This is a genomic window from Blastococcus sp. CT_GayMR20, assembly GCF_004570345.1.
In genome coordinates, this window is the sequence record NZ_SPQM01000019.1 from 22,657 (window position 1) to 48,329 (window position 25,673).

Genomic DNA, 25,673 nt, shown 5'->3' on the forward strand with positions numbered 1-25,673 from the left:
CCGCCCCTCACGGCAGCGGACGGAGCGGTTCCTGCATGGGCACCGACGGGGCTGCCGGACCACGGCCGCGCACGGTCGCCGTCGGTCGCCCCGCCAGGAGGCCGCAGCCGAGCATGGCCACGACGACTGCCACCAGGCCGGCCAGCGACAGGGTCCACCCATCCGTGGCCTCCGCCGTGGCGCCCGCGGCCCACGTACCGCAGGCAGTGAGGAGGTAGCCCGCGAACTGGCTCATCGCCGAGAGCCGTGCGGCGACGGCCGGCGAACCGGCTCGCAGGACCACCTGGGACAGGCCGATGCTGAGTCCCCAGCCGAGGGCCACCGCCATCACGACGGTCCACAGCAGCCACTGCTGCGGCCAGGCACCCAGGCCGACGAGCCCGACGACCACGAACGGCCCGGGCAGGACCAGCGGGAGGCGGTGGTCGGTCCCCCGGGCGAGGAAGGGAACGAGCAGCGACACAGGCACCCCGACGATGGTGTAGAGGACCAGGGCGAGGGCGGCATCGCGGCGCGTGAGCCCGGCGTCCACCAGGATCGTCGGGAGCCAGGTCAGGCCGGCGTAGAAGAGCAGTGACTGCAGCCCGGTGTATCCGGTGATCAACCACGCGACCGGGGACCGCCACACCGACACCGGGGGCAGCTGCTCGGTGGTCGCGCCCGGCGCGGCGGACGGAGGGAGCGCCCGGCCACCTCGCCGAGCGCGCACGACGAGCAGTGCCGCGGCGACGACCGCCGGCAGGGCCCATACCGAGAGGGCTCCCTGCCACCCCAGATCGGACCAACCGGCGAGGGGGATGCTCACGCCGGCCGCGACGGCGGCGCCTCCGGTGAACGTCGTCACGTAGACCGCGGTCATCATCGACGAGGTGGTGCGGAAGTCGCGCTTCACCATGCCGGGCACCAGGACGTTCCCGACCGTGATCGCAGCGCCGACCACCAGGCTCCCCGCGAAGAGCCCGGGGGTACCCGCGTAGGACCGGCCGACCAGTCCCAGCGCCAGGGTCAGCATGGCCCCCGCGAGGACCGGCTCCAGCCTCCAGCGGTTCCCGAGCCACCCGGCAACGGGGGCCACGAGACCGAAGCAGAGCAGGGGCAGGGTCGTCAGGAGCCCCGCAGCTGTGAGGGAGAGGCCGTGCGCCTGTTGCACCTCGCCGAGGACCGGAGGGACGACCGCTATCGAGGCGCGCAGGTTCAGGGCGACGACGACCACCGTCAGCGCCGCCGCAACGGCGACCCCCTGCCTGACCGGGGCGCCCGGTCGCTGTTCGGCTCCCATGACAGGAGGCAGCCAACCACCCTCGCCGGACCGTTGACAACTGAATGTTCATAAGTAAGGTTTCGCAGAACACGTCCCCCCGGAGCCCGTGGGGACGGGGTTCCGTGCGATCGCATCCAGGAGGAATCCCACGCGTGACAACGAGCGCGGGCGTCAGATCGACACCGGCCGAGCGCGAGGTGGCGCTCACTGCCCCGTCCCGGCGTAGCGGGCCGTCCCGAATGCACGCCGTCGTCCACACCCTGCGTCGGACCACTGCCAACTGGCCGGGGGTGCTCGTCGCTCTGGCGCTGTGGGAGCTGTTGCCCCGGCTCGGGGTCCTTCCCGCCGAGAACATCCCACCGGCCTCCGAGGTCCTTCCCCGATTCGCCGGCCTGCTCGGTGACGCGTCCTTCTGGTCGAACGTCGGCTTCACGCTGCAGGGCTGGGCGATCGGACTGGGCATCTCCATCCTGCTGGCCATACCGCTCGGACTGCTGATCGGCAGCAACGTGTACCTGGACCGTGCGACCCGGGCGACGGTCGAGTTCCTCCGACCGGTGCCCTCGGTCGCCCTGCTGCCGCTCGCCATCCTGGTTCTGGGCATCAGCATGGACATGAAGATCTTCCTCGTGGCCTTCGCGACCTTCTGGCCGCTCCTCGTCCAGGCCATCTACGGGGTGCAGGACGTGGACCCCGTGGCACGGGACACCGCCCGGTCCTTCGGCGTGGGCCGTCTCGCGATCTTCTTCCGCGTCACGCTGCCGAGTGCGGCCCCCTACCTGGCCACCGGCCTCCGCGTCGCATCGGCCCTCGGGATCATCCTCGCGATCACCGCCGAACTGGTCGCCGGTGTGCCCGGACTGGGCCAGGCGATCCTGCTGGCGCAGAGTGGTGGTGCGTACGACCTCATGTACGCCCTCATCCTGGCCACCGGGCTGATCAGCCTCTGGCTCAGTGCGGCGCTGAGGCGGGCCGAGAGGTACGCCCTCCGGTGGCACGTCAGTCACCGGGAGGTGACGTCCGCGTGAGCCGCAGGGTCGTCCTTCTCTCGGTCGAGATTCTGTCTCCACTCGTCCTGCTCACGCTGTGGTACGTGCTCTCGGCGGACTCGACGAACTTCTACTTCCCGCCGCTGTCGCGGATCCTCGAGCGCTTCGGCGAGGTCTGGCTCGGCGAAGGTCTCGTCGACCATGCGCTGCCGAGTCTCGGACGCATGGCTGCCGGCTACCTCGTCGGTGCCGTCGTCGGCATCGTGCTCGGTACCGCTCTGGGTCTGTCCCGGTGGGCGAGGCGGCTCCTCGGGCCGACCGTCGAGTTCCTCCGCGCGCTGCCCGCTGTCGTCCTGATCCCCTTCGGGATCGTCGTCTTCGGCGTCGACACCACGATGAAGGTGTTCATCATCGCCCTGGGGTCCTGCTTCCCGGTCGTCCTGAACACCGCGGACGGTGTCCGGTCCGTGGAACCCACGCTCATGGACGTCTCACGGAGCTTCGGGTTCACCCGGGCCGAGCGGCTCTGGCGGGTGACGCTGCCGTCGGCGAGCCCGCAGATCTTCGCGGGCCTGCGGACCAGCCTCGCCCTGGCACTGATCCTGATGGTGGTCAGCGAGATGGTCGCCAGCACCAACGGGATCGGCTACTCCATCCTGCAGGCCCAGCGGCTGTTCGCCACGGCGGACATGTGGGCCGGAATCCTGCTCCTGGGGCTGCTCGGCTACGTGATCAACCTGCTCCTCGTCCTCATCGAGAAGCGCGTCCTCGCCTGGCACCGCGGTTTCCGCAGCAGCGTGCTGGGAGTCGCCGCGCCCACCAGGGCGCCGCGGTCCCGTCGAGCCGCGGTTTCCCGGTAGGCCGGGCATGCAGGTCTCTGGGTCCTACGCGAAGGAGTGTGCAGCGTGATCGTGGAAGTCAGCGGGCTCCGCAAGTCCTACGGGGCGGGCGAGACCGCCCACCTGGCGATCGCCGACGTGAGCTTCTCGGTGGAGCAGGGGGAATTCCTCTGCATCGTGGGCCCGTCGGGGTGCGGCAAGACGACGCTGCTCCGCTGCCTCTCCGGCCTCATGCCGCCGACCAGCGGATCGGTGGAGGTGCAGGGGCGGGTGGTGCGTCAGCCGCCCGAGGAGATGGCGCTGGTGTTCCAGGAGTACAACCGGTCCCTCTTCCCGTGGATGTCCGTGCGGGGGAACGTCGAGTTCCCCCTGAAGAAGAAGATGCGGTCGAAGGCCGAGCGGCGGACGGCCGCGGACGACGCGCTGACCGCGGTCGGGCTCTCGGGCGCGGCCGACAAGTACCCGTGGCAGCTGTCGGGCGGCATGCAGCAACGCGTGGCGATCGCCCGCGCGATCTCCTACCGGCCCGAGATCCTGCTCATGGACGAGCCGTTCGCCTCGGTGGACGCGCAGACGCGGATCGAGCTCGAGGACCTCATCCTCAAGGTCCGCGACAGCTTCGGCATGACCGTCCTCTTCGTCACGCACGACATCGACGAGGCGGTCTACCTCGCCGACCGGGTGGTCATCCTGTCCCGCTCACCCACGCGCGTGCAGGAAGTCCTAGGGGTGCCGCTGCCGAGGCCGCGCCACCAGACGACGACCAAGGAACTGCCCGAGTACGTCCACCTCAGGGGCCATGTCTTCCGGGCGATCATGGGTGGCGACCAGCGCCCGGACGAGAACGCACAGCTCCGACGAGGTCCGCACGACTGACCTCGCGCAGTCGCGGTCCCGGCGCCGTCGTCGCGGGCCCACATCCTCCCTCTTCCAGAAAGGCGTGAGAGATGCACGGCATCACCGTTCGTTCACCAGGTCGTGGTAGTCCTCGGACGAGAGCCGGACGCAGCGCAGTTGCGCTCCTCCTGGCGGCTGCCCTCGCCGCATGTGGCGGAGGGGACGGCGAAGACGGCGGGGGCGGCGGTTCCGCCGGCGCGGGGGAGGGCGGCGGCGAACTGACCAAGCTCGACGTCGGCATCCTCCCCATCGTCACCCTCGCCCCGCTCGCGATGGGCGTCGACAAGGGCCTGTGCGAAGAGGAGGGCCTCGACGTGGAGCTCCACCTGGCTCAGGGGGGGTCCGCGCTCGTCCCGGCGGTGGCCAGCGGCCAGTACGGGTTCGGCTTCTCCAACAACCTGTCGCTCATGGTGGCCCGCGGGCAGGGTCTGCCCCTCCGCATCGTCGCCGCCGCCAGTCGGGAGACCCGGCCGCCGGACCGGTTCGTGGAGGCACTCATGGTGGGGCCGGACAGCGACGTCCAGTCGCCGGCGGATCTGGCCAACTCCACCATCGCCGTCAACACGCTCAACAGCCTCCAGCAGGCCGCGGTCCAGGCGACGCTGGAGGACGCGGGTGTCGACCTGTCCACCGTGCAGTTCGTGGAGATCCCGCTGCCCGACATCCCCGTGGCCCTCCAGGAGGGGCGGGTGGACGCCGGCCACACGGGCGAGCCGTTCGTGACGGTCGCCGAGCAGCAGGGGAGCCGCGTCATCGCCGACTCGTACCTGGCCATCGAGGACGGGCTCGACATCTCCTCGTGGTTCACCACCGACACGTTCCTGGAGCAGAGCCCCGATGTCGTCGAGCGCTTCATCGCCTGCATGGACGCCGCGCGGACGTACGCGGCCGACAACCCCGATGAGATCCGCTCCTTCCTGCCCGGCTTCATGAACGTCGATCCCGAGCTCGCTCAGGAGGTCCAGCTGGGCGAGTGGCCCGAGGGCCTGCCCAAGGAGTCCTCGCTCCAGGGCATCTACGACGCGGCTGTCAAGTACGGGATGCTCGAGGAGGAAGCACTCCCGGACCCGACAGAACTGCTCTACGAGCCGGAGGAGTGAGCCCAGGGTCCGGTTGCGCCGCTGCCCCCTCGCCGCAACCGGACCCGCGCGGCAACCGGACCCGCGGACTCGCCGGTCAGCTTGACAATGAACATTCATTCACATAGGAACGACGTGGGAGGCAGGCCACTGTCCAGGGCCGCCGGACGAGTCCGCGACCCCTCCCGTGAGGCGAAAGGAAACCCTTAATGATCATCGACGCCCACATGCACGTCCTGCTCGGCGAGCCGGGGCACGAGAACCTCCCCGAGCGGTACCGCAAGATCCTCGCCATGCTGTGGGCGTACGGGGGGAAGCCCCCGTACAACCGCGATCCCAACTCCTTCCTGGACCGCGTCGAGCCGCGGATGACCGACCGGGACGGCAAGTACACGATCGCGACCCTGGACCAGGGCGGCGTGGACGGCGCGGTGCTCATCCCGTCCGACTACGGGCTGGCGGTCGGCGAGGACCAGCCGATGACGGTCGACGAGATCCACCAGGGGATCGCCTCGCTGCAGAGCGCGTACCCGAATCGCTTCTTCGGCTTCGCCGGCGGTGACGCCCGTCGGGTGAACGCCTATGCGGACTTCGAGCGGGCGGTGACGGAGTACGGCCTCAAGGGCTACAAGGTCATGCCGCACCTCGGGTACTACCCGTCGGACCGGATGCTCTACCCGTACTACGAGAAGTGCCAGGAGCTCGGCATCCCGGTCGCCATCTGCACCAACATGGAGTGGACGACCTGCCGGACGCGCTTCAACGAGCCGCTGCACATCGGTGACGTCCTCGTCGACTTCCCCGACCTCAACGTGATCATCTTCCACGTCGGCTTCCCCATCCCGTCGTGGTTCGAGCAGTGCCTGATGCTCTCGGTCGCGTCGATGAACGTGTATCTGCAGTTCGACGCCTGGATCTTCCCGTCGTTCACCCCGCAGCAGCAGGGCTTCCTGCACGCGATGAACAGCGAGCCGATGATCATCAACATGCTGGACCGGGCTCGCAAGATCACCGGCGCGCACCGCATCGTCTTCGGCACCGACAACAACTGCGGCCCGTCCATGCACACCGACAAGCTCTACGACGGCCGCGGATACAAGTGGATCGTGGACTGGTGGCGGACGCTGCCCGAGCGCGCTGCCAAGTACGACGTCGAGTTCACCCAGGACGAGGTGGACCTGATGCTGGGCAAGAACATGGCCCGGCTGCTCGGGGCCATCGACATGCCCGAGTACAACCGCGCGCACAAGTTCAACACCCCGGTCCGCACGCCTGGCCCGCGTCCGATGCCCTTCGGCTGACGCCCCGCTGGGTCCGGGTTCGCTGAGCGGAAGGAGAGGACGGATGGCGCAGGAGAAGTCGAGGGGCTCGACCGGGCCGGATGCCGTTGCCGCCGAGCGCACGCGCTGGGAGCAGGAGGTGCTGGCGCCCGCGGTCAAGCGGTTCGACCTGGAGCGCCCGGGGGACCGGTTCTACGGGCCCGACGACGCCCCCGACTTCGACTTCCTCCGGGATGTCGGGTTCCCCGGCGAGTACCCGTTCACCGCGGGGCCCTATCCGACTCAGCCATTCGCGGCGGGTGCGCGCGGCACGGGCCTGATCCCTCAGGGCAAGGGACTGGCCCGTGCCGGCCGGTACTCCGGGTACGGGACCTCCGAGGACACGGCCGCGTACTACGCGTTGATGATCAAGAGTGGTCAGCGGGCCGGGCCCAACGTCGCCTTCGACCTGCCCACCCAGTGCGGATACGACTCGGACGACCCCAACGCGCTCGGCGAGGTGGGGCGGGCCGGCGTGGCGATCGACTCGTTCGAGGACTTCCGGGCGCTCTACGAGCCGTTCCAGGGCGACCTGGAGATCGACCGGGTCGGCTCCAACTGGACCATCAACGCACCCGCCGTGATCATCGTCGCGATGTACTACCTCCTGGCGGAGGAGCGGGGCGTCGACCCCTCCCGGCTGCGGGGCACCCCGCAGAACGACATCCTCAAGGAGTTCATCGCACGGGGGACGTACATCTTCCCGCCCCGGCCCTCGATGCGGTTGGTCCGGGACCTGTTCCTCTTCACGACGAAGCACCTGCCGAAGCTCAATGTCGTCAGCGGGGGCGGGTACCACATGCGCGAGGCGGGCGCGACGCGTGCCCAGGACCTGGGGTTCTCCATCGCCAACGGGATCGCCTACCTGGAGACCGGCGTGGCCGCGGGCATCGACATCGACGTGCTGGCTTCCCGCGTGACGTTCAACGCCTTCGGCGGCAGCCTGGAGATGTTCCCGGAGATCGCCCACCAGCGCGCGGCCCGCCGGATGTGGGCGCGTACGGTCCGCGAGCGGTTCGGTGCCAAGGACCCGCGCAGCTGGGTCCTCCGGCAACCCAACGGCGCCCACATGGGCTACTACAACGCCACGGTGAACCGGCCGCTCAACAACCTCACACGGGCCGTGGTGGGAGGCATCGCCAGTGCGCTCAGCGGCTACGGGCCCAACTGCGAGCCGCCGTTCGACGAGGCACTCGGTCTCGGCTGGAGTCAAGAGGGGATGCAGCTGTCGGAGGACGCGGCACGCATCCTGCAGCACGAGGCCCGGCTCACCGAGGTCCGGGATCCGTTGGCGGGCTCGTACTACGTGGAGGCGCTCACCGACGAGGCGGAGGCCGCGGCCTGGGAAGTGGTCGAGGAGGTCGAGTCCTACGGCGGCTCGGTCGGAGCCATCGAGGCCGGCTTCATGCAGGAAGCCGTCTCGCGCAGCGCGGTGGAGCGGACCATGGCGCTGCAGACCGGGGAGCGCGTCGTGGTTGGCGTCAACGCCTTCACCACCCCGGAGGAGATCGACGTCAAGGTCGGTCTGCACTCCCAGCGGGTCTACGGCACGGAGCAGATGAGATCCGCCGAGTCCCGTCAGCTGGCGAAGCTCGCCGAGCTGCGCCGGCGGCGGAACGGCGCCGAGGTCACCCGGACGCTGAACGCCCTCCGGGAGGCCGCGGAGGACGAGAACGCGAACGTCGTGCCGGCCGTGGTGGACTGCGTCCGCGCGCTGTGCACCGTCGGCGAGATCTGCTCGGTGCTGCGCGAGGTCTTCGGCGAGTACCGCGAGGGCCGGGTGCTCGTCGAGTGAGCCAGGCACTCGCGGGGGTGACGTGCACGGTCGAGGAGCACGTCGCCACGCTGACGTTCACGAACCCACGGCAGCACGGTGCCCTCACGCCCGAACTGCTGCGGGACCTCCGCCGCGAGCTGCGGGTCCTGGAGCTCAAGCGTCCACTGACCCGCGTCGTCGTCCTGCGCGGCGGAGAGGTCTTCTCCAGCGGCTATGCCCTCGACCGCTTCCCCGAACCCGACGAGCTCGCGGTCCAGGACGAGATCGAGGAGCTGTGCCAGGCGATCGAACGCTCGCCTCTGGTCGTCATCGCGCTGCTGCGGGGCGTCGCCGTAGGTGCCGGCCTCGACGTGGCGGCCTCCTGTGATTTCCGGTTCGCGGAGCGGACCTGCCGGTTGGGGATCACGCCGGCCAAGCTCGGCATCGTGTACACCGTCCAGGGCAGCTCACGGATCCATCGGCTCGTGGGCCCGGACTGGACGCGACGGCTGTTCTTCACCGGGGACCTGGTCCAGGCCGAGGAGGCCAGCCGTTTCGGGCTGGTCACCCAGGCACTCGACTCGCCGGAGGAGGCCGAGCGGGAGGCCTACGCGCTTGCGACGAGGATCGCCGCCAGGGCGCCGTTGTCGGTGGCGGGCAGCAAACGGATCATCGCGTCGATCGAGTCGTCCCGCGGCCTGCCGATCGCGCAGGTGGCCGAGTTGCACGAGCTGCGTCGCGCCGCCCTGCGCAGCCCCGACTGCGCCGAGGCGCGTGCCGCGTTCGCCGAGAAGCGGACACCGGTCTTCACGGGGGAGGAGTGACATGACGACATTCCGGGACAGTGACCTCGACCGGCCTGGGGAGGCGCCTGGGTCCGCGGGGAGGGTCCTCGTCGCCAAGATCGGACTCGACGGGCACGACGTCGGCGCGAAGTACGTCGCTCGGCTGCTGCGCGACAGTGGGTTCGAGGTGGTCTACCTCGGCATCCGCCAGCGGGTGGAGGCCGTCGTCCGTGCGGCGATCGACGAGAACGTCGACATCGTCGGGCTGAGCATCCTGTCGGGCTCGCACGTCGCACTGGTGGAGCGGGTCTGCGCACTGCTGGCCGAGGAGGACGACGATCCGCCGCCCGTGGTCGTGGGTGGGGTGATCCCGCCCGAGGACCATCAGGCCCTCAAGGAACTGGGCGTCCGGGCCATCTTCAACGCGGGCACCAGCCCCGAGCAGATGGTGGACGTCATGCGCCGGCTCGTCATCGATCCCGACGCCGTGGCGGCCGGTGAGCCCTGAGCCGCGACCACTCCGGTGCCGGGCGTCCGGCAGCCCCATACCGGCACGACCAGCAGTGACGCATGACCATCCTTTCCGACAGTGAGGACGACGATGCCCAGCAGGACCCTCATCCGTGGTGGCCAGGTGTACGAGCACGGCGGGGACATCCACCGGCCTCGTACCGCCGACGTGCTGGTCGAGGGCAGCACGATCGTCGATGTCGGCCCTGACCTGAGGGCGGAGGACGCGGCGGTGATCGAGGCCTCCGGCAAGCTCCTCGTCCCCGGCCTGGTCAATGCGCACTACCACTCGCACGACACGCTCTGCCGCGGCATGTTCGAGGAGCAGACGCTCGAGACCTGGTTGCTGTACACGCTGCCCATGGGCGCCGGGCGGAGCAAGGAGGAGATCCGGGCCCGCACCCTCGTCGGGGCCCTGGAATGCCTCCGGTCGGGCATCACCACGGTGCAGGACATGCTGGGGCTGGTCCCGCTGACGGAGGACAACGTCGACGTCGTCCTCTCGGCGTATCGGGAGGCCGGCATCCGGAGCGTCTTCTCGCCCATGGTGTGGGACATCCCCCCGGTGGCCATGGTCCGGCACCGGGACACCCTGCCCGACGACGTGCAGGAGATGCTCGGAACGCGGGCGCTCGGTGCCGAGGAGCAGTTGGACTTCCTCCAGGCACAGCTGGACCGGCACCCGGCCGTCGGCGCGCAGCACTGGGCGCTCGCGCCCTTCGCGCCGCAGCGGTGCACGCCGGAGCTGCTGCGGGGCTGCGCGAAGCTCTCAGCGGAGCACAACCTGCCCGTGTTCACGCACGTCTACGAGACGCGCGGCCAGGTGCTGATCGCGCGGGAGCTGTTCGGGGAGCACGGCGGTTCCCTGATCAACTTCCTGGAGGACGTCGGGTTGCTCACCCCGCTGCTGAACATCGTGCACAGCGTGTGGATCTCCCGCGGGGAGATGGACCAGATGGCCGCTGCGGACGCCGGGATCGTGCTGAACTTCCTGAGCAACCTCAAGCTGAAGAGCGGTATCGCGCCGGTGCTGGACCTGCGGGAGTCGGGGGTCCGCCTGGCTCTGGGGTGCGACAACTGCAGCGGGACCGACGTGCAGAACCTCTTTCAGGCGATGAAGCTGTTCTGCCTCTTCGCCGCGGTGAGCGACCCCGAGCCGGGGCCGCCCCTCGCGCACGAGGCGCTCCGCCACGCGACGCTGGGTGGCGCGCGTGCGGTGGGCCTGGGGGACCGGATCGGCGCGATCGAGTCCGGGCGGGAGGCCGATCTCGTCTTCATCGATCTGGACGACATCGCCTACCTGCCGTACAACAGCGCCGCCCGTCAGCTGGTCTACACGGAGACCGGCCGGGGCGTGGAGAGCGTCATGGTCGCCGGCCGCATGGTGGTCGACCGGGGCACGGTCACCACCGTGGACGAGCAGGCCCTGCGCGAGGAGGTGGCCGGTCTCATGCGCCACTTCGTGGACGACTACGACGCCGTGGTGCGCTCGCGCGAGCGCGCACTGCCCTACATGGCCGAGGCCCAGCGCCGCGTCTGGAGCCAGGACATCGGGATGCACCGCTTCCTCCAGCGGACCCGGGCCTGACCTCGCCCGACCCGAGCGTCCTCAGAGGACGCTCGGGTCGAGGTCGACGGTCGTCCTGTCCAGGGTCTCCAGCAGCCGCAGCCGGGTGCGTGCGTCGGGCAGCTCGTAGCGGCAGAAGTACCGCGCCGCAGCGCGCTTCGCGGCGGCGAAGCCGTCCTCCCGCTCACCCAGGGCCAGCAGCTGGTCGAGCCAGGCCCAACCCACCACCAGGTGCCCGACGGCCTCGAGGTAGAGCGAGGAGTTCGCCAGCCGCACCTGCGCGTCCGGCTCGTCCAGCAGCACAGAGGTGACGTCGACGAGCTGGCCGAGGGTGTCGCCGACGGCACCGGCCAGCTCCTGGAGGTGCGGAGCCCCGCCGCGGGCACGGGACAGCGTGGCCTCGATGAGCTCGCACAGTGCGGTGAACGCGGCACCGTTGTGCATCGACACCTTGCGGCCCAGGAGGTCGAGGCCCTGGATGCCGTGCGTGCCCTCGTGGATCGGGTTGAGCCTGTTGTCCCGGTAGTGCTGTTCCACGTCGTACTCGCGGGTGTAGCCGTACCCGCCGTGGACCTGGATGGCCAGGTCGTTGGCGGCCAGGCACCACTGCGAGGGCCAGCTCTTGGCGATCGGCGTGAGGATCTCCAGGAGCAGCGAGGCCCGGTGACGCGACTCGGCCGTTTCGCCGGTCAGCTGCTCGTCGACCAGCCTGCTGCAGAACAGCACCACCGCGAGCGCGCCCTCGACGTAGCTCTTCTGCGCCAGCAGCATGCGGCGCACGTCCGGGTGCTGGTCCAGGGCGACCGGAGGCTGTGAAGGGTCCTTGGCTCCGAGCGGGCGGCCCTGTGTGCGGGTGCGCGCGTAGTCGACGGACTTGAGGTAGCCGGTGTAGCCCAGTGCGGCAGCGCCGGCCCCGATCGCGATCCGGGCCTCGTTCATCATGTGGAACATCGCGGCCAGGCCCTGGCCTTCTGCGCCCACCATGGTGCCGACGGCGCCGGTGCGGCCGCCGGGCGTGTGCCGCCCCTCGCCGAAGTTGAGCACGGTGTTCGTGGTTCCGCGGTATCCCATCTTGTGGTTGAGGCCGGCCAGGACGACGTCGTTGCGCTCGCCGATCGAGCCGTCGTCGGAGAGGAGGAACTTGGGAACCAGGAAGAGGGAGATCCCTCTGACACCTGGTGGTGCATCGGGTGTACGGGCCAGCACGAGGTGGACGATGTTCTCGCCGAGATCGTGGTCACCCCCCGAGATCCACATCTTGGTGCCCGTGAGCCGGTAGCTCCCGTCCTCCTGCTTCACGGCGCGCGTGGTGATGTCGGCCAGCGACGAGCCGGCCTGGGGTTCGGACAGGCACATCGTCCCGTGGAAGCGGCCCTCGAGCATCGGCCGGACCCAGGTGTCCACCTGCTGGGTGGACCCGTGCGCCATGAGCAGGTTCGCGTTCGCCACGGTGAGCAGCGCGTAGGACCAGGTGCCGATGTTCGCGGCCTGGAACCAGGCAGCCGCCGCTGTCGCCACGACATGGGGGAGCTGCATGCCGCCGAGTTCGACGTCGGCGCTCGAGCCGATCAGCCCCGTGCCGGCCAGGACGTCGAGGGCCACCCGGACCTCCGGGTGCATGTGGACGGTCTCGCCGTCGAAGGTGGGCTCCTCGGCGTCGTTGCGCCTGTTGTGGGGGGCGAAGTGTCTGGTGGCCACCTCCTCGGCGAGCTGCAGGACAGCGTCGAAGGTGCCCCTGTCGTGGTCCACGTAGCGGTCGCGGGAGGTCAGCGACGTGACGCCGAGCCAGTCGTGCAGCAGGAACGCGAGGTCGTTCCGGGACATCAAGCGGCTCATCGGGGGCATGCGAGCTCCAGGGGCGTGGGCGGCTACCTGCGGGTGGCCTTGCGATCGGCTAGATGGAGATGCCGCCGTCGACCGGGAGCACGACCCCGGTGATGTAGGCGGCCTCGTCCGAGGCCAGGAAGCAGACGGCACCGGCCATCTCCGCGGGGTCCGCGAAGCGGCCCAACGGGATGCCGCCTGCCATCTCGGCCCGGCGCTCTTCCGGGATGGACGCGATCATGCGGGTGTCGGCATTGGGTGAGATCGCGTTGACGGTGACGCCGAAGCGGGCCAGCTCCTTGGCGGCCGTCTTCGTGAAGCCGATGATCCCGGCCTTCGCCGCGGCGTAGTTGGCCTGGCCCGGGTTCCCGCGGAGACCGGTGTAGGACGTCACGTTGATGACCCGCCCCCCACCCTGGCCCCGGAAGTGCGGGGTCGCAGCACGCGTGAAGCGGTAGGTGCCTCCGACGTGCACCGCGAGGACGGCGTCCCAGTCGGCGTCGGTCAGCTTCCACGAGACGCCGTCCCGCAGGATGCCGGCGTTGTTGACCAGGACGTCCAGGCGACCGGTGTCCTCGATGACCCGCGCGACGACGGCCTCGACCGCGTCGGTGTCGGTGACGTCCGCCGGGAGGCCGATGGCCCCCACGTCGGCGGCCGCCGCGTCCAGTTCGGCCGCGTCGGCGTCGATCATGAACACGGCGGCGCCGGACCGCTGGAAGGCCTCGGCCAGGGCACGGCCGACGCCACGCGCTGCGCCGGTGACGACGACCGAGCGCCCGGTGAAGTCGAAGGAACAGGTGGGCACGGGGAACCTCCGGTGGGCGCGGGAGCAGATCCGGTGCGGGTTGTGCGCACCGGAGCGGATGGCATGAGGTTAATGATCGTTCGATCAGGCTGGTCGCACAAGGCCGGCACCGCGCTCACCGCGGGGGCGGGCAGCCCGTCTCGGCCGCGGGGCGTGGGGTGCAGCCCCACTAGGATCGGCTGCGATGTCCGCACCGGTCTCCACCTCAGCGCCCGCTGTCCCGACGACTTCCGGGGCGCGCCCGCGGCTGCTGCTGCTCGACGGGCACTCCCTCGCCTACCGCGCGTTCTTCGCCCTGCCCGTCGAGAACTTCTCCACCACGACCGGCCAGCCGACGAACGCCGTCTACGGCTTCACCTCGATGCTGATCAACATCCTGCGCGACGAGAAGCCCTCCCATCTGGCCGTCGCGTTCGACGTCGGGCGCACGACCTTCCGCAGCGAGATCTTCGCCGACTACAAGGCCAACCGGTCGGAGAGCCCGACCGACTTCCGCGGCCAGGTCAGCCTCGTCCAGGAGGTGCTCGCGGCCCTGCACGTGCCGGTCATCACCGCGGAGGGCTACGAGGCAGACGACGTCATCGCCACACTCACCGTCCAGGCGGTCGAGCAGGGCATGGACGTCCTCATCGCCACCGGCGACCGCGACGCGCTGCAGCTCGTCAACGACCACGTCACCGTGCTCTACCCGCGCAAGGGCGTGTCCGACATGACCCGTTTCACGCCGGCGGAGGTCGAGACCAAGTACGGGCTGAGCCCGGCCCAGTACCCCGACTTCGCCGCGCTGCGCGGCGACCCCAGCGACAACCTGCCGAGCATCCCCAGCGTGGGGGAGAAGACCGCGGCCAAGTGGGTCCGCGAGTACGGCTCCCTCGACGCGCTGGTCGACCAGGTCGACACGGTCAAGGGCAAGGTCGGGGAGAAGCTCCGCGAGCACCTCTCCTCGGTCATGCAGAACCGGCGGCTCACCGAGCTGGACCGCGCCGTCCCCCTGGACCTCGGTCCGGGCGACCTGGCCGTCCAGCCGTGGGACCGCAACGAGGTGCACACCCTCTTCGACAACCTGCAGTTCCGGGTGCTGCGGGACCGGCTGTTCGCGACGCTGACCAGCGCCCAGCCCGAGGTCGAGGGCGGCTTCGACGTCGCCGAGGACGAGATCCCGGCGGGCGGCCTCGGGACGTGGCTGGCGGCCAACGCCCGCACCGGCCGCACCGGCCTGATCTTCCGGGGCAGCTGGGGCCGGGGCGGCGGGGAGCTGACCGGGATCGCCCTGGCCGCGGCCAACGACCACGCCACCTTCGTCGACCTCGGGCCGGACCTGGACCCTTCCGACGAGCAGGCCCTCGCCGCCTGGCTCGCCGACCCGACGACCCAGAAGGTCGTGCACGAGGTGAAGGGCCCCTACCTCGCGATCTGGGCCCGCGGCTGGGAGCTGCAGGGCGTCGTCAGCGACACCGCGCTCGCCGCCTACCTCGCGCTGCCGGGGCAGCGGTCCTTCGACCTGGGTGACCTGGCGGTCCGGTACCTCAAGCGCGAGCTGAAGGACGCCGCCGAGCCCGAGGGCCAGCTGACCCTCGACGGGCTCGGGCCGAGCGAGGACGACGTCGCCAGGGAGGCCGCGCACGCCGACGTCCTCAAGGCCGTCGCCGTCAACGACCTCTCCGACGCCCTCGAGACCGTTCTGGGCCAGCGCGGCGGTGACGCCCTGCTGGGCGGGATCGAGCTGCCGCTGACGCGGGTCCTCGCCGCGATGGAGTACCGCGGCATCGCTGCCGACGTCGACTACCTCCAGCAGCTGCAGCGCGAGTTCGCCGACGGCGTGTCCGCCGCGGCGGCCGAGTGCTACGCCGTCATCGGCCGGGAGGTGAACCTCGGGTCGCCGAAGCAGCTGCAGGCGGTGCTGTTCGACGAGCTCGGGCTGCCGAAGACCAAGAGGAACAAGACCGGGTACACGACCGACGCCGACGCCCTGACGTGGCTGCTGGAGACCACGGGACACCCGTTCATGGAGCACCTGCTCCGGCACCGCGACGTGACGCGGCTGCGGACGGTCATCGACGGGCTGCTGCCGATGGTCGACGACGCCGGCCGCATCCACACCACGTTCCAGCAGACGATCGCGGCGACCGGGCGGCTGTCCTCGACCGACCCGAACCTGCAGAACATCCCGATCCGCACCGCCGAGGGCCGCCGGATCCGGCAGGCCTTCGTCGTCGGCCAGGGCTACGAGTCGCTCATGACGGCCGACTACAGCCAGATCGAGATGCGGATCATGGCCCACCTCTCCGGAGATGCCGGGCTGATCGAGGCGTTCACGTCGGGGGAGGACCTGCACTCCTTCGTCGCGTCCAGGGCGTTCGACATCCCGATCGAGGACGTCGACCCCGAGATGCGCCGCCGGATCAAGGCGATGAGCTACGGGCTGGCCTACGGCCTCAGCGCGTACGGGCTCGCCCAGCAGCTGAAGATCACCCCCGAGGAGGCGCGCGGTCAGATGCACGCGTACTTCGAGCGGTTCGGGGGGATCCGGGACTACCTCGACAGCGTCGTCGACGAGGCGCGGATGACCGGCTTCACCGAGACGACCCTGGGACGGCGGCGCTACCTGCCCGACCTCACCAGCGACAACCGGCAGCGCCGCGAGATGGCCGAACGGATGGCGCTCAACGCGCCCATCCAGGGCTCGGCGGCCGACGTCATCAAGGTCGCGATGCTCAACGTCGAGAAGGCCATCGTGGCCGAGGGGCTGCGCTCCCGGATGCTCCTGCAGGTGCACGACGAACTCGTGCTCGAGGTCGCGCCGGGGGAGCGGGAGAAGCTCGAGGAGCTGGTGCGCCGGGAGATGGCCGGCGCCGCGGAGCTGTCCGTGGCGCTCGAGGTGTCCGTCGGCTTCGGCGACAGCTGGGACGCCGCCGCGCACTGAAAGAGGACCCTCTGGCCCCCCACCGCTCGCAAGCTCGCGGCGGGCCCCTGCCAGAGGGCCGTCGCCGGTGCCGGCTCAGGCCGGCTTGCTGCTGACGAGAATCATCGTGCCGGGGATCAGGGCGCCGCGGGCCGGCGACCACTGGCCCCACTCCTGGGTCCGGCCCGGCGTCCACTCCGGCTCGACGAGGTCGGCCAGCACCAGACCGGCGCCCACGACGGCGCGGACCCAGTCGCCGACCGTCCGGTGGTGCTCGGCGTAGACGGTGCGGCCCTCGTCGTCGGTCTCCACGTACGGGGTCCGGTCGAAGTAGGAGGAGATGACGCGGAGGTCGCCGGGATCGGGGGAGTCGGGGAACGGCCAGCGCATCGGATGGTTCACCGAGGCGACGAACCGGCCACCGGGGCGGAGCACGCGGGCGACCTCGCGCAGCGCGCCCTCCACGTCGGCCACGAAGGGCAGCCCGCCGAACGCCGAGCAGACCACGTCGACGCTGCCGTCGAGGAAGGGCAGCGCGCCGGCGTCGGCCTGCACCAGCGGGACGGCGATCCCGGTGGACCGGTTGAGCTCCGCCGCGCGCGACAGCATCCCCGCGGAGAGGTCGAAGGGGACGACGTCGGCGCCGGCCCGCCGCAGCCATCGCGCGCACGGCGCGGAGCCGCAGCCGATCTCGAGCACCCGCCGCCCCGCGACGTCCCCGAGCAGGTGCGCCTCGTCCTCGCGCAGGCCCTCGGGTCCCCAGAGGAAGTCCACGTCGCCCAGGTCGGCGCCGTGCTCGGCGAGATAGGCGGGCGCGGCGGCGTCCCACCAGCGGCGGTTCGCCCGGGCCGACTCCTCGTCCCCGGCCGGTCGCCGGGCCACGCCACCCGCCGCCGGATAGCCGTCGCTGCCGAGCGGGAGGGAGGGGTATGGGGACGACGGAGAGCTCATGGCGCGCCGATGGTGACACGCCGGAACGTGACCTAGTGACCTGCCACCCAGGTGGACCCGCCGGTCTCGGCGTCCGTACGATGGGGAATGCGCCAGAGGTCTGTCGTGGTTTTCCCCACACGGAACGCCAGAACCGGCTCTCCCCGCTGATCATCCCCGTGGTCGCCGACCGCGGGCTGCCCTGTCCCTACGCATAAACCGTCCGGAGCTACCAACCACATGACCTCCACTCAGGTCCGTCCTTCCAGCACCCCCCAGGTCGCCGTCAACGACATCGGCTCGGCCGAGGACTTCCTCGCGGCGATCGACCAGACGATCAAGTACTTCAACGACGGCGACATCGTCGAAGGCGTCATCGTCAAGGTCGACCGGGACGAGGTGCTGCTGGACATCGGCTACAAGACCGAGGGCGTCATCCCCTCGCGTGAACTCTCCATCAAGCACGACGTCGACCCCAACGAGGTCGTCAGCGTCGGCGACGAGGTGGAAGCCCTGGTCCTCCAGAAGGAGGACAAGGAAGGCCGGCTGATCCTCTCCAAGAAGCGCGCTCAGTACGAGCGCGCCTGGGGCACCATCGAGGCCAAGAAGGAAGCCGACGAGGTCGTCACCGGCACCGTCATCGAGGTCGTCAAGGGCGGCCTGATCCTCGACATCGGCCTGCGCGGGTTCCTCCCCGCCTCGCTGGTCGAGATGCGTCGCGTGCGCGACCTGCAGCCCTACGTGGGCCGCGAGCTCGAGGCGAAGATCATCGAGCTCGACAAGAACCGCAACAACGTCGTCCTCTCCCGTCGTCAGTGGCTGGAGCAGACCCAGTCCGAGGTCCGCAGCGAGTTCCTCAACAAGCTCGCCAAGGGCCAGGTCCGCACGGGCGTCGTCTCCTCGATCGTCAACTTCGGTGCGTTCGTGGACCTCGGCGGCGTCGACGGCCTGGTGCACGTCTCCGAGCTGTCCTGGAAGCACATCGACCACCCGTCCGAGGTCGTCGAGGTGGGCCAGGAGGTCACCGTCGAGGTCCTCGACGTCGACCTGGACCGCGAGCGGGTCTCGCTGTCGCTGAAGGCGACGCAGGAGGACCCGTGGCGTCAGTTCGCCCGGACCCACCAGATCGGTCAGGTCGTCCCCGGCAAGGTCACCAAGCTGGTCCCGTTCGGCGCGTTCGTGCGCGTCGACGAGGGCATCGAGGGCCTGGTGCACATCTCCGAGCTGGCCGAGCGCCACGTGGAGATCCCGGAGCAGGTCGTGCAGGTCGGCGACGAGATCCTGGTCAAGGTCATCGACATCGACCTCGACCGTCGCCGCATCTCGCTCTCGCTCAAGCAGGCCAACGAGGGCGTCGTCGGCGACGAGGAGCAGTTCGACCCGGCCGCCTACGGCATGGCCGCCTCCTACGACGCGGAGGGCAACTACCTCTACCCGGAGGGCTTCGACCCCGACACCGGCGAATGGCGCGAGGGCTTCGACGCCCAGCGCGAGGAGTGGGAGAAGCAGTACGCCGAGGCCCAGGCCCGCTTCGAGGCGCACCGCAAGCAGATCGCGGCCGCCAAGGAGGCCGACGCCGAGGCGGCTGCCGGTGGCAGCTACTCCAGCGACGACGCTGCCGGTCCGGACGCTCCGGCCACCGGTGGCACCCTGGCCAGCGACGAGGCCCTGGCCGCGCTGCGGGCCAAGCTCGCCGGCGGGGAGTGATCCTCAGCTAGACCGCTGAACGCCAGAGGCCCAGAACCGATCCGGTTCTGGGCCTCTGGCGTTCAGTCGCCGCGGCGTGCTACAGGCTGAGGATGATCGCGAACGCCGTGCGCGGGCGGCCACCGGAACCGGCCAGGAAGCTCCAGGTGTGGCGCCCGGCGGGCGGGGCCTGGAACAGCCAACGGGTGAACGAGCTGCGGCGGGCGACGGCGGGCCGCTGGAACTGCATCCGCTCCCGCACGGCGGGGATGTCGGTGACGCGTACCCCGGTGGCCGAGCCGAGCCGGTGACGGCCGGCAGCGCGGCGGGCAGCACGGGACGACGGAGCGCCGACGGGCGTGGGACGGGACATGTTCGGTTCTGCCTCTCTCGGCGGGGAAGATCGCCGAGGCGGACGTTATGGGCTGTTACGCGTGTGACTGGAGCGACGCGCCGGGCAGGACGGGCCGGTGTTACTCGCCCGTGACCTTCCACGCGGCGCATCGGCGGGTCGCTACTGTCCGGACGTGCGCATCGGGTTGACCGGCGGGATCGGATCGGGGAAGAGCACCGTCTCGGCCCTCCTGGCCGAGCGCGGCGCGGTGGTCGTCGACGCCGACCGCATCGCCCGCGACGTCGTCGAGCCGGGCACCCCGGGGCTGGCCTCGATCGTCGAGGCGTTCGGCAGCGGCGTGCTCACCCCCGACGGGGCGCTGGACCGGCCCGCGCTCGCCGCGCTGGTGTTCACCGATCCGGCGGCCCGGCGGACCCTCGACGGCATCGTGCACCCGTTGGTGCGGGCGCGCGGACGCGAGCTGGAGTCGGCCGCACCGCCGGGATCGGTCGTGGTGCACGACGTGCCCCTGCTGGTGGAGACCGGCCAGGCCGCCTCCTACGACCTCGTGCTGGTCGTCCTGGCCGACGTGGAGACCCGGGTCGCGCGGCTCGTCCGGCGCGGTCTGACGGCCGAGGACGCCCGGGCCCGCATCGCGGTGCAGGCCACCGACGACGAGCGGCGCGCCGTCGCCGACGTCGTCCTCGACAACACCGGGACGCCGGAGCAGCTGGCCGAGCAGGTCGACCGCGTCTGGGCCGAGCGCGTGATCCCGGCCCTGGGATGACCGCCGGCGATGGCTGAGCGTGCGCCGACGGTGCGGCTGCGCCCGGTCGACGACGCCGTCCTCGCCGAGATGGTGCGGGCAGCACTCGGGGACGCCGCTCCGGACGAGGTGACCCCGATGCTCACGCCCGGCAACACCTGGACGCCGGAGCGGGTGGAGTGGCTGACGCGTTTCCACGCCGACCGTCGGGCCGGCCTGGACGGGCCGGCCGGGGAGGCCACCTGGGCGGTGGAGGTCGACGGGGACGTCGCCGGGGCGGTGCGGCTGAAGCGCACGGCCGAGCCGGGAGTCCTGGAGACCGGCATCTGGCTCGCGCGGGGCGTCCGGGGGAGGGGGGCGGGCCGCCGGGCGATCGCCGCCGTCCTCGCGCAGGCCGCGGTCCTGGGCGGGCGGGAGGTCCGGGTGGAGACCGGTCGCGGCAACCAGGGCGCTCTCGCGATCCTCCGGGGGCTGGGCTTCGAGTGCAGCGACGCCGGGGGTGACCGGGTGGCGGCGCGGCGGGCGGTCCCGGGAACGACGAGAGCCCCAGGTCGGTGACCTGGGGCTCTGCTGGTGGGCGATACTGGGATCGAACCAGTGACCTCTTCCGTGTCAGGGAAGCGCGCTACCGCTGCGCCAATCGCCCCTCCCGGCCTCGCGGCCGGACCCTCCTCCGCGCTCGTGCTCCGCGGAGCCGAGGTGGAGACGGGATTTGAACCCGTGTAGACGGCTTTGCAGGCCGTTGCCTCGCCTCTCGGCCACTCCACCGCACGCGGGCGCCGGTCTCTCGACCAGCGCCCGAGGTTCCGAGCGGACGACGGGATTCGAACCCGCGACCCTCACCTTGGCAAGGTGATGCTCTACCAGCTGAGCCACGTCCGCGTTGCGTGCAGAACTCTAACCGACGCCTCCGAGCCCTCCAAGCAGGGGGGTGCGGCGACCGCCTCCTCGGAGGTCCGCCGGACACGTCCCCGCTGGTCAGCGGCCCGGGTCGGCCCCACCGGAGAGCAGCGCGTGCAGCTCCTCGTCCAGGTCGAGCAGCGCGCTCTCCGTCCCCGACGGCACGAGCGTCTCCGTCTGGCGGAGGAATGCGGCGACGGTCGCGCGGGAGAGCTCGAACAGCGCCTCGCCGGAGGGCGCGCGCAGGTGGAGGAACAGGACGTCGGTGGCCGCGTGGGCCGGCCACAGCCGGACGTCGCCCTCGCCCGCAGGCCCCTCGAGCCCCGCCTGCAGCAGTTCGCGGCTCAGCAGCCAGGCGATGCCGCCGTCCTCGACGTCGACCACACCGTTCTCGTCACCGACGTCACCGAACGCGATGCGCACCGCGAACGGGTCCGCCCCGTCGTAGCAGAGCAGCGCCGGTACCTCGGTCCACGACTGCGGACCGACCAGCTGGAGGGTGATGGGGGAGGAGTACCCGGGGGTCCATCGGCTCGGCATGTCAGGTCAACGACCGTCGGGTCTCGAAGTGACGTGGCATTGCACTTCCTTCACATCCGTCACACCCGTACCGCGGGCGGCTCCGTTGTCCTCCGTGTCATGCCCCCGCGGCGCCCATGTGAACCGTTTGGAACGGGTGATGCGAACCGGACGTGTGACCATGGGAGCCGTGACCTCCCCGCCGCGACGAACGGAGGACGCCGCGGGGGACGCCGACATCATGCGGCGCATCCGGGCGGGCGACCGGAGCGCCGTCGACGACCTCTACGACCGCTTCCGGCGGCCGGCCTTCGCGCTGGCCCGTCGGATCCTCGCCGACGACACGATGGCGGAGGACGTCCTCCAGGAGGTGTTCCTCAGCGTGTGGCGTGATCCCGGCGCGTTCGACCGGGGCCGGGGGAGCGTCGCCTCGTGGCTGCTGGCCGTGGTGCACCACAAGGCGGTCGACGCGGTCCGGCGCGAGGAGTCCCAGCGCCGCCGCCAGGCGAGAGCCGAGGACGAGATGGCGCTCGACGCGCCGACGGCGACGCGGAACGTCGAGGACGAGGCCTGGGCCCGGGTGGTCGCCGAGCGGGTGCGGACGGCGCTCGGCGCCCTGTCGGCTCCCCAGCGGGAGGCCCTGACGCTCGCCTACTACGGCGGCTACACCCAGCGGGAGGTGGCCGCCCTGACCGGCGCGCCGCTGGGCACCGTGAAGACCCGGATGCTGGCCGGCATGCGGCGACTGCGCGAGGAGCTCGGCGGGTCGGGGAGCGGCGACCTGGGGGGCGCCCTCGACAGCGCGGCCGCAGAGGAGGGACGGCGATGAGCGCCGGCCGCAGCGGTGGACCGCTGGACGACGACCACGCGGGCTTCGACGAGCTCGCCGTCGGCTGGGCGCTGCACGCCCTCGAGCCGGAGGACGAGGACGCCTTCGCCGTGCACCTGCCCGGGTGCGCCCGGTGCGCGGAGACCGTCGCGGTGGCCGCCGAGGTCATGGCGGCGATGGCCGCGGACCTGCCGGCCGCGGAGCCGTCCGCGCAGGTGCGGGACCGGCTGCGCTCGGCCGTGGCCGAGACGGAACAGGTGCGCCGGCCCGCCGTCCCCGCACCGGCCCCGGCCGCCGCCACCGCCACCGGCGGCGAGGTTCCGGTCGAGCCCTCCGTCACCAGTCCCGTCGGCTCCCCGGCGGACCCGGCGACCTGGCGCCGCCTCCTGCCCGGCGCCCTGGTCGCGGCCGCGTTCGCCGCCATCGTGGCGCTCGGCCTCTGGAGCGTCTTCCTGAACGCGGAGCGGGACGAGGCCGTCGCCGCGGCGGCCGCGCAGGCGGAGATCGTCGATGCACTGTTGGAACCGGGCAGGGCGGCCGTCGCGCCGGTCGCCGACGACGACGGCCGGACGGTGGCGACCGTCATCGCGCGCGAGGACCGCATGCAGGTGGTCGCGGACGGGCTGACGACCAACGACACGGCGGACTCCGTCTACGTCGTCTGGGGCATGCGCGACGGAGTTCCGGACCCCATCGGCACCTTCGACGTGGTAGACGATCGTTTGGACCTGCGGACCGTAGGCTCCGACCGGACCGGCCTCGACGACTACTCCGAGTACCGCATCAGCATCGAGCCCGGTCGTGCGGCTCCGTCGGTCCCGACGGAGGTCGTCGCAGCCGGGGAGGTGGCCAGCTGAGCGGACAGGGCGCGACGGACGTGCCGCAGCGCTCGCACCGGGAGACCTCCGGCGAGCGTCGCGCACGGTACGACGCCGACGAGGTGCGCAGCCTGCGCGAACGGATCGCCGAGACCCGCTGGCGCCGACGGATCGCCGCGCGACGGTCGATCAACCACCCGTACCGGATCGCCGTGGGAGTGATCGGCGGGCTCATCGTCGCGCTGGGCATCGTCACCATCCCGCTGCCCGGCCCCGGGTGGCTGACCGTCATCGCCGGCCTGTTCGTGCTCGCGACCGAGTTCCTCTGGGCCGAGCGCCTGCTGGAGTTCACGAAGAAGCACGTCAAGCGCTGGACGGACTGGGTCGGCACCTGCCCGATGTGGATCCGGCTGCTCATCGCGGCGGCCACGGCGGCCTTCGTCTACGGCGTCCTGGTCGTCACCCTGCACATGGTCGGCGTGCCGACCTGGGTGCCGGGGTGGGTCCCGCTCTGGCGCTGAGCGTCTGGCACAATCAGAGGCGATCCGGGCGATTGGCTCAGCGGTAGAGCGCTTCGTTCACACCGAAGAGGTCACTGGTTCGATCCCAGTATCGCCCACCGGATCGGAGGGCCGGGCTCCCCGCGGGGCGTCCGGCCCTCCGTCGTCTCCGGGCTGCGACGCCACCCACCGGTGCGGCTCAGCGGGTCCGGTAGTGCGCGTAGATCAGCCCGCTGGCGAACGCACGCTGCTCGACCAGCTCGAGATCGAGGCGGACGCCGTCGGGGAAGAACCGCTTGCCGCCACCGACCACGCTCGTCGTGAGGAAGAGGTGGTACTCGTCCACGAGGCCGGCAGCGATCGCCTGGGCGGCCAGGTTCGGGCCGTCGACGCTGAGATCGGAATCGGCCTCGGCCTTGAGTCGGCGCACCGCGTCCGGGTCGAAGGTCCGCTCGATCCTGGTCCTCCCGCTCGACGCCGACTCCAGGGTGGTGGAGTAGACGACCTTCTCGGCGGCCTGCCAGTCGCGCGCGTACTGCACGATGTGCGGCGGCGCATCGGGGTCGGTGTGCGCGGTCTCCCAGAAGACCATCGTCTCGTACATGCGTCGGCCGTAGAGGTACGTGCCGACGTGGCGGAAGGCGTCGCCGATGAAGGTGTGCACCTCCTCGTCCTCGGCCCCCCTGCCGAGGTCGCCCTCGGCTGCCTCGGCGTAGCCGTCGAGCGAGGTGATCATCGAGTAGATGAGCCTGGCCATGCGTCTCCTCCGGGTACGGGCGCGCGGTCGCTGAGTGGTCCTGGGGGCTGGGACCTGGCCGGAAGCCGGAACTCATCGAGCGGCCGCCAGGTCAGCGCCTGACGTACTCCACCAGCCGCAGCATCCCGTCCTCCATGTGGTGGTGGTTGTGGCAGTGGAACAGCCACCTGCCCGGGTTGCCGGCGAGGAAGTCGAAGGTCACCTCGCCGCCGCGCGCGGGGACGGCCACGGTGTCCTTCACGGGGCCGCGTCCACCGGGCGCCAGCACCTGGAAGTGGTGCCCGTGCAGGTGCATCGGATGCCACTTGCTGCTGGTGTTGCGCATCGTGATCCGCACCCACTCGCCCTCGGTGACCGGGAGCGGGTTGGCATCCGGGTAGCTCTGGCCGCCGATCTGGGTACCGGTGAGGGTCAGGTCGTAGAGCCGGTCCGGCGCGCCGGCCGGCAGCTGCAGGGGTTCGACGGCCAGGAGGTCGGCGTACTGCAGCAGGCGCCCGTCGAGTTCGACGGGCCGCTCGGCCACGGCCGGCGGCCCGGACGACCCGCTGCCGGAGTAGCGCAGCACCGCACGGCCCCAGCCGGCCCGTCCCTCCGGCTCGACGCCGACCTGCCACGCGCCTCCCGGCTGGACGGCGTCGACGAGGACGTCGTACCGCTCGCCCATCCCCAGCCGCAGGGCGTCGACGGTCACCGGCTCGACCGGCATCCCGTCGGAGTGGGTGACGGTCAGCCGGTGCCCGGCGACGGCGAACCGGAAGCCGGTGTCGGCGGCGATGTTCATGACGCGCAACCGCAGCCGGTCGCCGGGCCGCGCCTGCAGCACGGGCGGGTCGTCCGGCGGCCGCCCGTTGATCAGCAGGAGGGGATAGGCCCGGCCGCCGAAGGACACGACGTCGGTGGGGTCGAGGTCGGGCTGCGCGACCCCCTCCCCGGCCGGGGTGCCGTGGTCGGCGTGGTCGTCGACGCCGTCCCGCCAGTCGTCCAGCATGAGCGTGTACTCGCCGTCGTAGGCCAGGGGCTCGTTCCGCGGCTCGACGATCAACGGCCCGTACAGCCCGCGGTCGAGCTGCACGCCGACGTGGGCGTGGTACATGAACG

24 protein-coding genes and 4 tRNA genes are annotated in these 25,673 nt (G+C 71.1%); 17 read left to right on the forward strand and 11 right to left on the reverse strand.

The window, feature by feature from the left end; genetic code table 11:
• Positions 1 to 7: 7 nt before the first annotated feature.
• A complete protein-coding gene (locus E4P40_RS07300; RefSeq protein WP_135158139.1) occupies positions 8 to 1,279 on the reverse strand; it encodes an MFS transporter in 1,272 nt (423 codons plus the stop codon).
• A 221-nt stretch (positions 1,280 to 1,500) separates the two neighbouring features.
• Between E4P40_RS07300 and E4P40_RS07305 the strand changes: the two genes are divergently transcribed.
• The 9 genes from E4P40_RS07305 (at position 1,501) to E4P40_RS07345 (ending at position 11,023) form a co-directional block, all read left to right on the forward strand.
• A complete protein-coding gene (locus E4P40_RS07305; RefSeq protein WP_135158140.1) occupies positions 1,501 to 2,289 on the forward strand; it encodes an ABC transporter permease in 789 nt (262 codons plus the stop codon).
• The gene (locus E4P40_RS07310; protein WP_135158141.1) at positions 2,286 to 3,110 is read left to right on the forward strand and encodes an ABC transporter permease; all 825 of its coding nucleotides are present in this window, start codon (positions 2,286 to 2,288) and stop codon (positions 3,108 to 3,110) included. The genes E4P40_RS07305 and E4P40_RS07310 overlap by 4 nt, the downstream gene beginning before the upstream one ends.
• A 45-nt stretch (positions 3,111 to 3,155) precedes the next feature.
• Positions 3,156 to 3,965: an ABC transporter ATP-binding protein gene (locus tag E4P40_RS07315; RefSeq protein WP_245160183.1), complete on the forward strand. Its 810-nt coding sequence runs from the start codon at positions 3,156 to 3,158 to the stop codon at positions 3,963 to 3,965.
• Between the two features lie 71 nt (positions 3,966 to 4,036).
• On the forward strand, positions 4,037 to 5,086 hold the full coding sequence (locus tag E4P40_RS07320; RefSeq protein WP_135158142.1) for an ABC transporter substrate-binding protein: 1,050 nt from the start codon (positions 4,037 to 4,039) through the stop codon (positions 5,084 to 5,086).
• 188 nt (positions 5,087 to 5,274) lie between these two features.
• Complete coding sequence (locus E4P40_RS07325) at positions 5,275 to 6,366, forward strand: amidohydrolase family protein (protein WP_135158143.1); 1,092 nt, start codon at positions 5,275 to 5,277, stop codon at positions 6,364 to 6,366.
• Positions 6,367 to 6,409: 43 nt separating this feature from the next.
• Positions 6,410 to 8,179, forward strand: a complete 1,770-nt coding sequence (locus tag E4P40_RS07330; protein ID WP_135158144.1) for a methylmalonyl-CoA mutase family protein — start codon at positions 6,410 to 6,412, stop codon at positions 8,177 to 8,179.
• Complete coding sequence (locus E4P40_RS07335) at positions 8,176 to 8,964, forward strand: enoyl-CoA hydratase-related protein (protein ID WP_167762140.1); 789 nt, start codon at positions 8,176 to 8,178, stop codon at positions 8,962 to 8,964. The genes E4P40_RS07330 and E4P40_RS07335 overlap by 4 nt, the downstream gene beginning before the upstream one ends.
• Before the next feature lies 1 nt (position 8,965).
• Complete coding sequence (locus E4P40_RS07340; protein ID WP_135158145.1) at positions 8,966 to 9,433, forward strand: cobalamin B12-binding domain-containing protein; 468 nt, start codon at positions 8,966 to 8,968, stop codon at positions 9,431 to 9,433.
• Positions 9,434 to 9,526: 93 nt separating this feature from the next.
• Positions 9,527 to 11,023 carry an amidohydrolase family protein gene (locus E4P40_RS07345; protein WP_135158146.1) on the forward strand — a complete coding sequence of 499 codons (1,497 nt, stop codon included), beginning with the start codon at positions 9,527 to 9,529 and terminating at the stop codon, positions 11,021 to 11,023.
• 21 nt (positions 11,024 to 11,044) lie between these two features.
• Here E4P40_RS07345 and E4P40_RS07350 read toward each other — a convergent pair whose 3' ends face one another.
• Positions 11,045 to 12,838 carry an acyl-CoA dehydrogenase gene (locus E4P40_RS07350; RefSeq protein ID WP_245160185.1) on the reverse strand — a complete coding sequence of 598 codons (1,794 nt, stop codon included), beginning with the start codon at positions 12,836 to 12,838 and terminating at the stop codon, positions 11,045 to 11,047.
• A 58-nt stretch (positions 12,839 to 12,896) separates the two neighbouring features.
• Positions 12,897 to 13,634 carry a glucose 1-dehydrogenase gene (locus tag E4P40_RS07355; protein WP_135158148.1) on the reverse strand — a complete coding sequence of 246 codons (738 nt, stop codon included), beginning with the start codon at positions 13,632 to 13,634 and terminating at the stop codon, positions 12,897 to 12,899.
• Positions 13,635 to 13,818: 184 nt separating this feature from the next.
• Here E4P40_RS07355 and polA point away from each other — a divergent pair, with 184 nt between their 5' ends.
• On the forward strand, positions 13,819 to 16,557 hold the full coding sequence (gene polA / locus E4P40_RS07360; RefSeq protein ID WP_135158149.1) for a DNA polymerase I: 2,739 nt from the start codon (positions 13,819 to 13,821) through the stop codon (positions 16,555 to 16,557).
• A 75-nt stretch (positions 16,558 to 16,632) separates the two neighbouring features.
• On the opposite strand, the gene E4P40_RS07365 is transcribed toward polA, so the two are convergent.
• A complete protein-coding gene (locus E4P40_RS07365) occupies positions 16,633 to 17,487 on the reverse strand; it encodes a class I SAM-dependent methyltransferase (protein ID WP_135158150.1) in 855 nt (284 codons plus the stop codon).
• 219 nt (positions 17,488 to 17,706) lie between these two features.
• Between E4P40_RS07365 and rpsA the strand changes: the two genes are divergently transcribed.
• Entirely contained in the window at positions 17,707 to 19,173 is a 1,467-nt protein-coding gene (gene rpsA, locus E4P40_RS07370; RefSeq protein ID WP_135158151.1) for a 30S ribosomal protein S1, read from the forward strand.
• A gap of 79 nt (positions 19,174 to 19,252) precedes the next feature.
• On the opposite strand, the gene E4P40_RS07375 is transcribed toward rpsA, so the two are convergent.
• A complete protein-coding gene (locus tag E4P40_RS07375) occupies positions 19,253 to 19,525 on the reverse strand; it encodes a hypothetical protein (protein WP_135158152.1) in 273 nt (90 codons plus the stop codon).
• A gap of 154 nt (positions 19,526 to 19,679) precedes the next feature.
• Here E4P40_RS07375 and coaE point away from each other — a divergent pair, with 154 nt between their 5' ends.
• Together coaE and E4P40_RS07385 are read left to right on the forward strand one after the other, a co-directional pair.
• The gene (gene coaE, locus E4P40_RS07380) at positions 19,680 to 20,273 is read left to right on the forward strand and encodes a dephospho-CoA kinase (protein WP_135158153.1); all 594 of its coding nucleotides are present in this window, start codon (positions 19,680 to 19,682) and stop codon (positions 20,271 to 20,273) included.
• A 9-nt stretch (positions 20,274 to 20,282) separates the two neighbouring features.
• A complete protein-coding gene (locus E4P40_RS07385) occupies positions 20,283 to 20,810 on the forward strand; it encodes a GNAT family N-acetyltransferase (RefSeq protein WP_167762141.1) in 528 nt (175 codons plus the stop codon).
• Positions 20,811 to 20,823: 13 nt separating this feature from the next.
• On the opposite strand, the gene E4P40_RS07390 is transcribed toward E4P40_RS07385, so the two are convergent.
• The 4 genes from E4P40_RS07390 to E4P40_RS07405 form a co-directional block, all read right to left on the reverse strand.
• Positions 20,824 to 20,898 (reverse strand) — tRNA-Val (locus E4P40_RS07390).
• A 51-nt stretch (positions 20,899 to 20,949) separates the two neighbouring features.
• Positions 20,950 to 21,020 (reverse strand) — tRNA-Cys (locus E4P40_RS07395).
• A gap of 41 nt (positions 21,021 to 21,061) precedes the next feature.
• Positions 21,062 to 21,134: transfer RNA gene (locus E4P40_RS07400), tRNA-Gly, on the reverse strand.
• A gap of 96 nt (positions 21,135 to 21,230) precedes the next feature.
• Complete coding sequence (locus tag E4P40_RS07405; protein WP_135158154.1) at positions 21,231 to 21,692, reverse strand: SsgA family sporulation/cell division regulator; 462 nt, start codon at positions 21,690 to 21,692, stop codon at positions 21,231 to 21,233.
• A 160-nt stretch (positions 21,693 to 21,852) separates the two neighbouring features.
• Here E4P40_RS07405 and E4P40_RS07410 point away from each other — a divergent pair, with 160 nt between their 5' ends.
• The 4 genes from E4P40_RS07410 to E4P40_RS07425 all read left to right on the forward strand — a co-directional run bounded on the left by E4P40_RS07410 (position 21,853) and on the right by E4P40_RS07425 (position 23,937).
• Entirely contained in the window at positions 21,853 to 22,500 is a 648-nt protein-coding gene (locus E4P40_RS07410; RefSeq protein ID WP_245160186.1) for a sigma-70 family RNA polymerase sigma factor, read from the forward strand.
• Entirely contained in the window at positions 22,497 to 23,357 is an 861-nt protein-coding gene (locus E4P40_RS07415) for an anti-sigma factor (RefSeq protein ID WP_135158155.1), read from the forward strand. Before E4P40_RS07410 ends, E4P40_RS07415 begins: the two co-directional genes overlap by 4 nt.
• A gap of 20 nt (positions 23,358 to 23,377) precedes the next feature.
• A complete protein-coding gene (locus E4P40_RS07420; RefSeq protein WP_245160187.1) occupies positions 23,378 to 23,839 on the forward strand; it encodes a TIGR02611 family protein in 462 nt (153 codons plus the stop codon).
• A 26-nt stretch (positions 23,840 to 23,865) separates the two neighbouring features.
• Positions 23,866 to 23,937, forward strand: a tRNA-Val gene (locus E4P40_RS07425).
• 80 nt (positions 23,938 to 24,017) lie between these two features.
• Here the strand turns inward: E4P40_RS07425 and E4P40_RS07430 are convergent.
• Positions 24,018 to 24,575: a dihydrofolate reductase family protein gene (locus E4P40_RS07430; RefSeq protein WP_135158156.1), complete on the reverse strand. Its 558-nt coding sequence runs from the start codon at positions 24,573 to 24,575 to the stop codon at positions 24,018 to 24,020.
• Between the two features lie 91 nt (positions 24,576 to 24,666).
• The coding region (locus E4P40_RS07435; protein ID WP_135158157.1) for a multicopper oxidase family protein at positions 24,667 to 25,673 on the reverse strand (1,007 nt) is incomplete at its 5' end.